The 12,399-nt window shown below is 71.6% G+C and carries 9 protein-coding genes; 3 read left to right on the top strand and 6 right to left on the bottom strand.

Annotated features, from left to right (window positions below; genetic code table 11):
- Positions 1-816 (bottom strand): NUDIX domain-containing protein (locus tag G6022_RS06915; protein ID WP_182691248.1); only part of this gene is annotated, 816 nt, incomplete at its 3' end.
- A gap of 172 nt (positions 817-988) precedes the next feature.
- Here G6022_RS06915 and G6022_RS06910 point away from each other — a divergent pair.
- Genes G6022_RS06910 through G6022_RS06900 form a run of 3 tightly spaced genes read left to right on the top strand, consistent with a single transcriptional unit; the run spans position 989 to position 6,086 of the window.
- Positions 989-2,455, top strand: a complete 1,467-nt coding sequence (locus G6022_RS06910) for a hypothetical protein (RefSeq protein WP_182691246.1) — start codon at positions 989-991, stop codon at positions 2,453-2,455.
- An 8-nt stretch (positions 2,456-2,463) separates the two neighbouring features.
- The gene (locus tag G6022_RS06905; protein WP_182639814.1) at positions 2,464-3,534 is read left to right on the top strand and encodes a glutamate ABC transporter substrate-binding protein; all 1,071 of its coding nucleotides are present in this window, start codon (positions 2,464-2,466) and stop codon (positions 3,532-3,534) included.
- A complete protein-coding gene (locus tag G6022_RS06900) occupies positions 3,531-6,086 on the top strand; it encodes a tetratricopeptide repeat protein (protein ID WP_182691245.1) in 2,556 nt (851 codons plus the stop codon). Before G6022_RS06905 ends, G6022_RS06900 begins: the two co-directional genes overlap by 4 nt.
- 20 nt (positions 6,087-6,106) lie before the next feature.
- Here G6022_RS06900 and G6022_RS06895 read toward each other — a convergent pair whose 3' ends face one another.
- The 5 genes from G6022_RS06895 to G6022_RS06875 form a co-directional block, all read right to left on the bottom strand.
- Positions 6,107-6,439, bottom strand: coding sequence for a hypothetical protein (locus tag G6022_RS06895; RefSeq protein ID WP_182691243.1), 333 nt, complete (start codon positions 6,437-6,439; stop codon positions 6,107-6,109).
- 385 nt (positions 6,440-6,824) lie between these two features.
- Positions 6,825-8,036 carry an acetate/propionate family kinase gene (locus tag G6022_RS06890; RefSeq protein ID WP_182639272.1) on the bottom strand — a complete coding sequence of 404 codons (1,212 nt, stop codon included), beginning with the start codon at positions 8,034-8,036 and terminating at the stop codon, positions 6,825-6,827.
- Positions 8,033-10,210: a phosphate acetyltransferase gene (gene pta / locus G6022_RS06885; RefSeq protein WP_182639275.1), complete on the bottom strand. Its 2,178-nt coding sequence runs from the start codon at positions 10,208-10,210 to the stop codon at positions 8,033-8,035. Before pta ends, G6022_RS06890 begins: the two co-directional genes overlap by 4 nt.
- A gap of 184 nt (positions 10,211-10,394) precedes the next feature.
- The gene (locus G6022_RS06880) at positions 10,395-11,675 is read right to left on the bottom strand and encodes an HNH endonuclease signature motif containing protein (protein ID WP_182691241.1); all 1,281 of its coding nucleotides are present in this window, start codon (positions 11,673-11,675) and stop codon (positions 10,395-10,397) included.
- A gap of 107 nt (positions 11,676-11,782) precedes the next feature.
- Positions 11,783-12,399 (bottom strand): methylated-DNA--[protein]-cysteine S-methyltransferase (locus G6022_RS06875; RefSeq protein WP_241731094.1); only part of this gene is annotated, 617 nt, incomplete at its 5' end.

Genomic DNA, 12,399 nt, shown 5'->3' with positions numbered 1-12,399 from the left:
CTCGGCCCGGCGGGCCGCCCCCTCGATCACGGCGTGGGCGCGGGCCACCCAGCCGAACCCGTCGGGCAGCTCGATCGTCCGCGGCATGGCCGAGCCCAGCTCGTCGAGCAACGTCGTGGTGGCGCCGGCCCGGTCCCTCCACCACCCGTCCGGTCGGGAACCCAGCACGTTGGCCACGTCCACCACGAGTTCCACCGGCCGGGCGCGCAGACCGTCAGCCCAGGCGCGGGCGAACGCGGGCATCAGCGGCAGCTCGTCGACCAGGGTCTCGGGCACCCAGCGCAGTTCCAGGCTCTCGTTGTTGGGCACGGTCTCCAGCGGCCGCGGGGCGTCGGCCACCACGGTCGTGTAGGTCCACTCCACCGCGTCGGTCGACTCCTGCACCAGCGGGGGGATCGTCCGGCCGCGGTCCCCCGGATCGTCCGAGTGTTTCTGGTCGGGCCGCAGGCGGCGCATCATCTCGGCCACATGCCGCATGTCCAGTCCGGGCCGGTGCCACACCGTGCCGGGCATCCGCGAGGTCACCCGGACGGCGCGGACCACCACGTCGGCGGGCCGGATCTCGGCCTCCTCCTGGGTCTCCCGCAGGGCGGCCTGGGGCGCGTCCTCGTAGGAGTCGCGCGCGCCCCCGGGCAGGGCCCAGGTGTCGCCGGACGCCGTCCACACCGCGCGGTGCTGCAGCAGGACGAGCGGGGTGTCGGGGTCGGTCGGGTCGGCCGCGCGCAGGAGCAGGCCCGCGGCACCGAAGCGGCCCCACCGTCGGTCACCGCCGGCCGACACCACCCAGCCGTTCCCGTCACCCTCACTCGTGGCCACTGGTCCTCCACTCCACCGGACGCCTCACCGGACCGGATCCGCCCCGGATAGGGCGGAACTGCGTACTCCTCGACCAGTCTGCCCGACGTCGCCCCGCCACTTCACTAACCTGGAACACACGCCACCGGATCCTCGACGCCGGCGGGGAGAGAACCGGGAGGTGAGAGACCAGATGGGCCTCCCGACCCTCACCAGGAGCAACGACGCCGGACCCGGCCCCCGACCCGGTTCCGGTCCGGGCTCGCGCTCCGGGTCGTCGTCGGGACCGGGTGCCGGGTCCGGTGCCGGAACGTCTGGGGGGTCCGGTTCCGAGAAGCTCGCCGCGAGCCCCCGCCGGCCGGTCCGCCGCCGGGCCGCGCGGTTCTGGAACGACGTCCTCACCACACCGGGGCGGATGTCGGTGTTCGCGGTGGCGGCGATCGTCACCATCCTGCTCGGCGGGACCGTGGCGTCGCAGACAATCACCCAACGCCAGAGCCATCACGAGACCCTGCTGGCCGAGGTCGAGCCCGTCGCCAACGCCTCCCAGACGCTGTACAGCTCCCTGACCATCGCCGACTCGGCGGCCAACACCGCCTTCATCACCGGCGGGATAGAACCCGCCGAGCTCAGGGAGCGGTACCTCCAGGCCATCGCCACCTCGTCGGCGTCGATCATCGCCGCCTCCCTGGGCCTCGACCGCTCGGACGAGGAGTCGATCGACCAGCTGGCGCACATCAACGCCCAGTTGACCACCTACACCGGCCTCGTGGAGACGGCGCGGACCAACAACCGGGTCGCCAACCCGGTCGGCTCGGCGTACCTCGCGTCGGCCTCGACGCTCATGCAGGACACGATCCTGCCGGCGGCCGCCGACCTGTACGACCGCCAGTCCACCTCGGTGGGCGAGTCCGACCGCGAGTGGTCCTCGCCGCCGTGGGGGTCGTTCATCCTGCTGGGGATGGCGATCGCGGTGCTGGTGCTGCTGCAGCAGTGGCTGTGGAAGATCACCGGGCGGCGGGTCAACCCGGCGTTGGCGCTGGCCTCGCTGCTCATGGTGGCGACCTTCCTGCTCACCATGATCGCCGGCTTCCTGGCCGCCAACAACAACGCGCGCGGCCTGTCCGAGGGCGCGGCACCGATGAACGAGCTCACCCGGCAGCGGATCGACGCCCAGAAGGTGCGCGCGCAGGAGACGCTCAACCTGGTGCGCCGGACCGATCCCGAGGGGTCGGCGGCCGAGCGGGCCGCCATCCTCGGCGGCGTCCGTGACTCGTTGACCGTCTACCTGGACCCGGACGAGCAGTCCCGTAGCCGCATCAGCCTGGACGGCGACGGTGCCGTCACCAGCGCGATCGAGGCCCTGGACGACTGGATGGCCGCCCAGAACCGCGCCGATTCGCTCTACCAACAGGGCGACTACCAGGGGGCCATCACCATCTCCTCGGGCCAGGAGGAGGGCGATTCCGGTGCCGCGTTCGACGAGTTCGACGAGTCCATGCAGGACGCCATCGAGGAAGCCCGCGACACGCTGCGCACGCGCATCGACAACGCGCGGCGCACCTCCGCCACCGGGCCGGACCTGATCATGGCCTTGTCCGCCCTGGCCGCGTTCGCCGTGGTCGTGGGCATCGCACCCCGGATCAGGGAGTACCTGTGAGCGCGCGGATGAGGTGGTGGGCCGGGCGGCGGACCGCCCGCGTGGTGACCGGGGGCGTTCTGGTCGCCGCCCTGGTGCTCGCCGGAGCGTGCGGGGTCGACGACGACGAGGCGCGCGGCGGCGACGGCGGGCCGGACCGGGAGATGATCTCCGAGTCGGATCACGTGGGGATCCCGGAGGTGTCCGCGGTGATGCCGCTGCCGGCCGGAGCGGTGATCAGCACCGACGGCCCGACAGGACTCCCCCAGGTGACCCCCGACGAGTCCTGCGACCCGCTGCCGAGCCTGCGCCCGGACGACGCCCCGCCCGAGGAGCGCGTCCCCCGCATCAGGCAGCGGGGGCGGCTGATCGTGGGGCTGGACCAGGGCTCCAACCTGTTCTCCTTCCGTGACCCGGGCACCGGGCAGCTCACCGGCTTCGACGTGGACCTGGCCCGCGAGATCGCCCGGGACATCTTCGGCGATCCCGGCCAGGTCGAGTTCCGTTCCCTGACCTCGGTCAACCGGATCGAGGCGTTGGAGAACAACCAGGTCGACGTGGTGATCCGGTCGATGTCCATCACGTGCGCGCGGCGCGAGCTGATCACCTTCTCCGTGCCGTACTACCAGGCCTACCAGCGCGTGCTGGCCGTGCGGGGCTCCGGGATCACCGAGATCGAACACCTCGAGGGTCGGCGGGTGTGCGTGGCGGCCGGCACCACCTCGGCCTCCCGACTGTGGGAGGAGCTGGAGCGGCTCACGGTGCTGTCGGTCAACACGTGGGCCGACTGCCTGGTGGCCATCCAGCAGAACCAGGTGGACGCCATCACCACGGACGACGCGATCCTGGTTGGCATCACCGCCCAGGACCCGTACCTGGAGATCGTCGGACCGCAGCTCAACGCGGAGCCGTACGGGGTGGGCATCGCCAAGTCGACCCCCGGTAACAACACCGACGGCCTGGTCCGGCAGGTCAACTCGACCCTCGAGCGGATCCGGGCCGACGGCACGTGGAACCGCATGTACTCCACGTGGCTCTCCGGGCTCGGCCCGAGTCCCGGGATGCCCGCGCCGGCCTACGTGCCGGAGGAGCCCAGATGAGCTACCGGAAATGGGACGACGGGCCCGCGGTCGACGAGCCGACCGCGGGGACCGAGGCCACGTTCCGCCCCGAGCCGGGGTCGGTCACCGGCGCACTCGAGGTGACGGGCGCGGCGGGGCACACGGAGGCGGTGGGGCACACGGAGACGCGGGGGCACACAGAGGCGTCATGGGACACCGAGGCGACGGAGTCCACGTCGGCGGTCGCCGCCACCGGGGCGATGCCCGCCACAGGTGCGATGCAGGCCACCGGGGCGATCTCCGCGACCGGGGCCGTCTCCATGACGGGATACCTCGAGGACACCGCGGGGTCGGGCAGCACCTCGGACGCATCCGGCAGCCCGGGCTCCCGCGACGACGAGGCGGGTGCCGTCACCGGGCCCGTGGCCACCGCGGACACCACCGACGACCCCGAGTCGCGTACCCGATCGGTCCCCGCCGAGCGGCCCTCCGCCCGGACCGGCGAGGTCACCACCGGCGACCGAACCGGCTCGGCACCGTTCCGGATGCGGCAACCCAGCAAGCCCGAGGACCGGCCGAGTCCGGCGTCGGAGGGGCTGGTGGACCTGCCGTACATCATCCCTGTGGACCCCAACTCGGCCATGCTCTCGCCGGAGGACATCGAGGCCGAGTGCGAGGCCTCCGGTGGCCGTCTCCCGCGGCCCGAGCTCCGGCCCGGCGACGTGGTGGCCGACCAGTACGAGGTGCGCGGCGCGCTCGCCCACGGCGGGATGGGCTGGATCTACCTCGCGGTGGACCACAACGTCTCCGACCGGTGGGTGGTGCTCAAGGGCCTGCTCCACGCCGACCAGGCGGAGGCGCAGGAGGTGGCGGTGGCCGAGCGCGAGATCCTGGCCGAGCTCTCCCACCCGTCGATCGTCCGGATCTACAACTTCATCCACGACGACTGGGCCACCTCGCCCACGCACGGCGGATACATCGTCATGGAATACGTCGGCGGCCCCAGCCTGCGGGACGTGCGGCGGTCGGCGCCCGGCCGGGTCCTGCCCGTGGAGAAGGCGATCGCGTACGTCCTCGAGGCCCTCACAGCGCTGTCCTACCTGCACTCCGTGGGACTGGTCTACAACGACCTCAAGCCCGAGAACATCATGCTCACCGAGGACCACGTCAAGCTCATCGACATGGGCGCCGTCTCGGGCGTGGGCGACTACGGGCACATCTACGGCACCCCGGGCTTCCAGGCACCGGAGATCCCCGTGACCGGCCCCACCATCGCCTCCGACCTGTACACCGTGGGGCGCACCCTGGCCTCGCTGATCGTCCGGCTCCCGGTGGTCGACGGCCGCTACGCCGACGGGATCCCCTCCCCCGTCGAGGAGCCGGTGTTCAGCCGGTACGACTCGCTCTACCGGTTCCTGCTGCGCTCCACCAACGAGGACCCGAACATGCGGTTCCGTAGCGCCAACGGGATGGCCGGGCAGCTCATGGGGGTGCTGCGGGAGGTGCTGGCGCTGCGCACCGGGAAACCACACCCCGCGTTCTCCTCGGTGTTCTCGCCGCAGCGGTCCACCTTCGGCACGCTGTTCACGGTCGAACCGACCGACTTCCTCGTCGACGGCCACGCCCGCGACACCACCCTGACCGGGGCCGAACTCGTCGACGCCCTGCCCGTGCCACTGATGGAATCCTCCGATCCCGCCGGGCGCATCCTCGCCGCCACCTCGTACACCTCCGTCGAGCAGCGGATCGACACGCTCCGTGAGCTGTACTCCGACTCGGAGTCCGAGGCCCACGAGAGCGTGGGCGTGATCATGTCGCTGACCCGCGCCTACCTCGAGAGCGGCGACCTCGCGGCGGCCGAGGCGCTGCTGGAGGAGAACGCCCACCGACTGCGCTCGGAGTGGCGCCTGGTCTGGTACGTCGGGGTGATCGCCCTGCTCAAGGGCGACCCCGTGAGCGCGTATCCGAAGTTCCAGCAGGTGTTGTCTGCCATGCCGGGCGAGAACGGCCCCAAGTTGGCGCTGGCCGCGACGGCCGAACTCATCCTCGACGTGTGCCCGGAGGGGGACCGGACCCGCTGGGCGCGCTCGAGCGAGCACTTCTACCGCACCGTGTGGTCGGTGGACCGGGCGGCGGTCAGCTCCGCGTTCGGGCTGGCGCGTCAGCTGCAGCGGCGCGGAGAGGTGTCGGCCGCGATCGAGGAACTGGACCGGGTGCCGCCCAATTCGCGCTATTCGGCGCTGGCCAACCTCACGGCGATCCTGCTGCTGTGCCAGGGGCGGCCCCTGCAGGAGACCGAGGAGTCCCACCTGCGGGAGGCCGCGCGCCGGGTCACCAACCTGTCCGCCGGCGAGCACCGGGCGTTCCAGATCCGGCTGACAGTGCTCACCACCGCGCTCGCCTGGATCCAGCTTCCCGGCAACGAGCCCTCGCCCTCACCGTTGATGCGCGGGGTGCCCTTCACCGAGTTCGGACTGAGGACGGGCGCCGAGACCGTGCTACGGACCCTCGCGCGGTCCACCGAGACCCGTCAGCAGCGCTTCCGCCTGGTGGACCAGGCCAACAGCATCCGGCCGCGAACGACGTTCTGACCCGTCCGGGTGTCGGATGCTCAGTCCCCGGGGTCGCCGCGCCGCCGGGTGGCCCACAGGATCAGGGTCACCCCGGCCGCGGCGGCGGTGAGCGCCCACAGCAGCAGGTCGGTCGCACCCACACCCGTCTCCGCCAGGGATCCGCGGACCTGCGAGTTGGCGCGTGCCCACTCCGACGACGGCGCGCCCTCGCGCGGCGTCACCGAGTTCACCGGGACCTGCCCGGTGTCGTCGGGGCCGGCGGGTGACGATGGGGAACGCGGCAGGGAGGTGGGCGCGGAGGTGGCAGGGGCGGAGGCGGCCGGGACGGAGCCGGATCCCTCCGAACCGCCGGTGCTCGTCAGACCGCCCAACAGGTCACCTACCGAACCGCCGGCGGAGCTGCCGGAGGACCCGTTCGACGGCCCGCCGGGCAACCAAACCCGTAACCCATCCAATCTCCCGCCGATCGAACGAGAGAACTCCAGGTCGGTGTGGGCGTCCAATGGCGTGGCGGTGACGGCCCTGGCGACGGAGGCCCCGCCGAGCACCAGGGTGACCGCTGCGGCGGGTGCGACCGGGATCAGCCCCACCTTCCGAAGACCTCGTGACCGGCTGGCCCGCGTATCGCGGGCGGGCTCGGTGGAATGCGGAGATCCTGGGGGGTTCGGCATCGACCAGCTTCGTCGGGCCCGGGCCGACGCCCGGGGGAGGCCCTCACTGTAGGCCTAAGAGTGTTCTTAGGTAAAGGTCGCTCTGCTACTCCCCCAGCCCCAAGACCGTGTCACACGCCCGGGCGATCGCCAGCTCCTCGTCGGTCGGCACCACCAGAACCGTGACCCGGCTGCCGGGCGTAGAGATGATGCGTTCCCCGGAACCGTTCTCGTTGGCCTCCGGGTCGATCTCCACTCCCCACCCGCCGAGGGTGGACAGCGCGTCGGCTCGCAGGCGGGCGACGTTCTCGCCCACCCCGGCGGTGAAGGTGATGGCCCCGACGTCGCCGAGCACCGCCCAGTAGCCGCCGATGTAGCGACGCAGCCGATGAATGACCACCTCGTAGGCGAGCACGGCGTCGTCGTCCCCGGCGTCGACCCGCGCGAGCAGTTCCCGGAAGTCGCGGGCTCCCGCCAACCCCTCCAGCCCCGACCTGCGGTTGAGCAGGGTGGACACGTCCTCGGGAGACATGCCCCGGTCGCGGATGAGGTGGATGATCAGTCCGGGGTCGAGGTCGCCGGGACGGGTGCCCATGACCAGACCCTCGAGCGGAGTCAGCCCCATGGAGGTGTCGACCGCCCGGCCTCCCGAGATCGCCGAGGCCGACGCCCCGTTGCCGAGGTGCAGCACGATCTGGTTGAGCTCGTCGTACGGTCGGCCCAGGATCTCGGCGGTGCGGCGCGAGACGAACTCGTGGCTGGTGCCGTGGAAACCGTACCGGCGCAGGTCCCATTCGCTGGCTACCGCGCGGTCGATCGCGTAGGTGTGGGCGGCGGCGGGCAGGGTGTGGAAGAACCCGGTGTCGAACACCGCCACGTGCGGCAGGCCGGGCAACAGCTCGCGGGCCACCCGGATCCCGCGCAGGTTGGCAGGATTGTGCAGCGGCGCCAGCAGCTCGAGCCTCTCGATGCCCGCCTCCACCTCGGGCGTGACCTCGACCGGATCGTGGAAGTCCGGCCCACCGTGGACCACCCGGTGGCCGATCGCTTCGACTCCCAGGTCCGTGGGGTGGGCGCCTAGCTCGCCCGCCAGCTCCAGGACCCGGCTGAGCGCCGCGGTGTGGTCGGGGAACGCGGCCTCGGCGGTGCGTTCCTCACCCGGCGAACCGGCCAGGTCACCGCGTCGCACGGTCAGCGTGCCGACGGGCTCGCCGATGCGCTCGACCAGAGCCCACGCCAGCTCGGACTCCATGGCGGTGTCGAGGATCGACAGCTTGAGCGAGGAGGAGCCGGAGTTGATGACGAGGACACGGGTCACGAGTCCCCTTCCCGACCGCCGGCGACACCCCGCGCCTGTTCGGCAGAGCCCTGCGCCTGAACTGCGGTGATGGCGACGGTGTTGACGATGTCCTCCACCAGCGCGCCGCGGGAGAGGTCGTTGATGGGCTTGCGGAGCCCCTGCAGGACCGGCCCGATCGCGACGGCCCCGGCGGTGCGCTGCACGGCCTTGTAGGTGTTGTTGCCGGTGTTGAGGTCGGGGAAGACCAGCACGGTGGCGCGGCCGGCGAGAGGCGAGTCCGGCATCTTCTTGCGGGCCACGGTGGGGTCGACCGCGGCATCGAATTGCAACGGTCCGTCGACGACTAGGTCCGCCATCGGATCCCCCTCGGCGGCCTCGGCGATCCGCGCGCACACGATCTCGGTGGCCTCACGCACCTTGTCGACGTCCGCTCCGCTGCCCGAGTCACCCGTGGAGTAGGAGAGCATCGCGACTCGCGGGTCCACGCCGAACCGGGAGGCGGTCTCGGCGGAGGAGAGCGCGATGTCGGCGAGTTGTTCGGCGGTCGGGGTGGGCACGACCGCGCAGTCGCCGAACGCCAGGACGTGGTCGGACAGGCACATGAGGAACACGCTGGACACGGTCTTCACACCCGGCCTCGTCCGGATGATCTCCAGCGCGGGCCGGATGGTGTGCGCGGTGGTGTGCGCGGCGCCGGAGACCATGCCGTCGGCCAGGCCGGTGTGCACCATCATCGTGGCGAAGTAGGAGATGTCGAGCATCCTGTCGCGGGCCACGTCCAGTGTCATGCCCTTGTGCTCGCGCAGCTCCGCATACTGCCTGGCGAACGGTTCGGCGTGCTCGCTGGTGCGCGGGTCGAGGATCTGCGCCCCGGACAGGTCGATGCCCAGTTCATCCGCGCGGCGGCGCACAGCATCGGGTTCGCCGAGGATCGTCAGATCGGCCACGTCCCGGCGCAGCAGTCGGCCGGCGGCGTGGAGGATACGGTCGTCGTCGCCCTCGGGCAGCACGATGTGTCGCTTGTCGGTGCGGGCGCGCTCGAGGAGCTGGTGTTCGAACATCTGCGGGGTCATGACGTCGGGGGTGTCCACGCGCAGGCGGGCGAGCAGTTCCTCGGTGTCGACGTGCTTCTCCATCAGGCTCAGCGCCGTCTCGACCTTCCGGCCGGACCCGGAGTAGACCCGCCCTCGGGTGTCCGCGGCCACGCGGGCGGTGTCGTAGGTGCCGTGGTCGGTGGACACGATCGGCAACGTCGAGCGCATCCCGCGGACCAGTCGATCCATCGCCGCGTTCGGCATCAGGCCGCCGTTCCAGATCATCCCGGCCAACGAGGGGAAGCCCTCCGCGGCGTGCGCGGTGAGTACCGCGAGTACGGCGTCGGTCCGGTCCGCGGGGACGATGACGACCATGCCGTCCACCAGCCGCTCCAGGATCCGCTCTCCGGTCATCCCGCCCACCATCAGGGCCATGACCTCCCGGTCGAGCAGGGCCGGGTCCCCGGAGTAGAGGGTGCCGTCCACGGCATCCACCAGCTCGCCCATCGTGGGCGCGGTGAGAAGGGCCTGGCTCGGCAGCGTCCAGGCAGGCAGGTCCAGGGGCGCGAGCTCGGCCTGGATCTCCTCCAGCGCCTGGGGGTCGCACCGGTTGACCACGATTCCCACCGGGTGGGCGTGCTCCACTCGGAGCTCCTCCAGGGTGAGTCGGGCGTTGGTCCCGATCTCCCCTGGTGTGCGGTCGGCGCCACGGATCACCAGGAGGACGGGCGCCCCGAGGTTCACGGCGAGGGTGGCGTTGAAGTCGAACTCGGTGGGACTGGGCACGCCCGTGTAGTCGGTCCCGAGGATCACCACGACATCGCACTGCCTGGCCACCACGTGGTACCTGTCCACGATCTCCGCCAACGCCGATTCGCGGTCCTCGTGCACCCGGACGTTGGTCACGCCGATGCAGTCCTCGTAGTCGAGGTTGACGGTGGTGTGCTGGAGGAGCATCTCCACGATGCGATCTCGAGCGGGCTCGGCGTCGGAGTCCGTATCGGTGCCGACGACACGTGGCGCGACGGTGACCGGGCGGAACACCCCCACCCTCTGCACGGTTCCGGCGAGGATGCGCAGGAGACCGAGTGCGACGGTCGACTTCCCGGTGTCGCCCTCGGGGGCCGCGACGTAGACCGCGGACGACGACAGGGGCATGCCGCTCACAGGGGAAGGAATCGTAGGTGCTGCGGACTCGGGTGAGAGAGTCTCGGAAACGGGGGAATCGGGCACGTGGGCATTGTGACAGCGCGAGCCGTCCGGCACACCTCGTACACCCCATGCGGACCCATCACGCGCCCCGATGCGAACCGAGAAGGACGAGGTCGCGGGAGGACACGGGTCAGACATCGGTGAGCCTGTCGACTCCGGGTGGCAACCATGTGCAGCGACCTGGCGAGTCCGGATTCACGACGGTCTTCCACGACGACGGCCCGTCGCCGACGAAGGCGTGATGCACGGGACACCCCAACGCGCCGTTCCCGACTGTCGTGGGTCCGCCCCGGGACCATTCCTCGACGTGGTGGAACTGGCTCCTCCTTGCCGGTGCGGCGCATCCCGGGAAGGTGCAGCCGCCGTGCGCGGCGTAGAGGACCAGGCGCTGGATCGCCGAGGCCAGGCGCCGGTCGGGGTGGGCGTCGACGTCGATCCGGTGCAACTCCTCGCGGCCGTCGCGCAGGAGCGAGACGAACCACGGCATCGACCCGGCCATCGAGACGGCCTGCCGGACGCTGAGCTGGATGCCGGAATCGGTCTCCACGAGTGCGTCGGTCTTCTCGAGTTGCTCCGGCGTCACGCGCACCACGATGGTGGCGATCCCCTTGGGCCGGGTGGGGTCGACGGCCGAACCGAGGGCCCACTGGTGAACGAGTGCGTCGTGCGCCCGCTGCTCCGGGGTGCGCTCGTCAGACCCGGGTGCACACGCCACGGCGCCGCCGGGTCCGCCGAAGTCGCACAGCGCACGCTCGACCAGGGCCCGGGCGCGAGGTGTCAGCGTCATGGTCAGGGTGCTGGTGCCGTCGGGCCGGGCCGAGCCGAGTCGGGCCGAGCGCTGCCGATCCTGGTGTTCCTCCCGGCCCTTCCCGCGGTCAGGACACAGGGCGGCGACCCGACGGGCTGCTTCCGCCCTCAACTCTGCCGGGGCGACCGTGCGTGCGAACTCCGTGAGCTCCTCGGCGACTCGGGTCTTGGCGGCCCCGCCGATCGTCCCGGGTAGCCCGGAGACCGCCTTGGCGATGATCCGCTCGTGCTCGGCGGTGATCTCCCCGACCGCCGCCGCCCGCCCGGCCGGGGTGGCCTGCCTTCCGCCCGCCTCGATCCGCCCGTGCACGACGCCTCTGGCCAGGCCCAGCTTCTCCGCCAGCATCGCGGCGACTCCCCCGGCGGAACGGCCCTTCTGCCGGTGCAGTCCCGCCAGTTCGGCCGTGGCGCGCGATCCGGCGGACTCCAGCCGGCGGGCCACGATCTCGGCGCGCCCCACGGCCTCGACCAGCGAGTCCGCGTCATGGTCCGACCAATCGACCTCGCACAGAGCCTCCACGGAGGCCTCGAGAAGCGCGAGAACGTCAGCCAGCGGGGCGGTCTCCGAACCCCGCCCCGGCGCGCCCCACACTCCCTTTTCCATGACTCAAACTATAGAACACACGTACGACACCGAACCGGCGCCGACGGGGGACCGCCAGGTCAGATCCCGCGCGCGGCGGCCGGGCCTGATGTCTAGGGGCCTGAGGTCTAATCGACGAGGAGGTCCAACCCGAAGTCGCCGGCCGCTTCGGTCCAGGCGAACGGCACCGGTCCCGCAGCGGTGAGGTTGCGCCGCTCGTGCTCGAGCAACCGCAGTCGGTACTCAGGACAGTTCCCCATCCCGCCGTCGGCGCGGATCACCCGGTGCACCGGTATGACGAACGGCACCGGCACCAGGGTGCACAGCCGCCCCACCCGCCGGGCGTTGCGCGGCCGACCGGCGTCCACGCTGATCTGCCCGTAGGTCGAGGTCTCGCCGTAGGGGATGCGCTGGATCTCGCGGTAGACCTCACGGGAGAACTCGTCGTGCACACCGGCGGCCGCCCAGTCCACGGGGAGGTCGAACTCCCGCAGGCGGCCCGCGCAGTAGGCCTCGAGCTGGTCCGCGACCCGGTCGAGGTGCTCAGTGGCCGCGCCGGGCTCGGAACCGCTCACCTCGTCGTCGTCGCGGTCTTCCACGGGACACCACGATGCGACGCCCTGGTCCACGCCAGGGAAGTCCGGCCCCACCTGGTCCAGGCGCGCCAGGCCGCGCGCGGTGGCCTCGGCGACCATGCGGCCGGCGGCCGTGTCGAGCACCCGTACGGCCCTACCGGCGGTCCCGC

This window comes from Dietzia sp. Cai40, from assembly GCF_014145165.1.
Lineage (GTDB): Bacteria > Actinomycetota > Actinomycetes > Mycobacteriales > Mycobacteriaceae > Dietzia > Dietzia natronolimnaea.
This window is presented reverse-complemented; position numbering and strand designations above follow the sequence as displayed.

Excerpts from the sequence above, each read along its gene's own strand:
- G6022_RS06910 (WP_182691246.1), top strand. The coding sequence starts at position 989 with ATGGGCCTCCCGACCCTCACCAGGAGCAACGACGCCGGACCCGGCCCC.
- G6022_RS06905 (WP_182639814.1), top strand. The coding sequence starts at position 2,464 with ATGAGGTGGTGGGCCGGGCGGCGGACCGCCCGCGTGGTGACCGGGGGC.
- G6022_RS06900 (WP_182691245.1), top strand. The coding sequence starts at position 3,531 with ATGAGCTACCGGAAATGGGACGACGGGCCCGCGGTCGACGAGCCGACC.
- pta (WP_182639275.1), bottom strand. The coding sequence starts at position 10,210 with ATGCCCCTGTCGTCGTCCGCGGTCTACGTCGCGGCCCCCGAGGGCGAC.
- G6022_RS06880 (WP_182691241.1), bottom strand. The coding sequence starts at position 11,675 with ATGGAAAAGGGAGTGTGGGGCGCGCCGGGGCGGGGTTCGGAGACCGCC.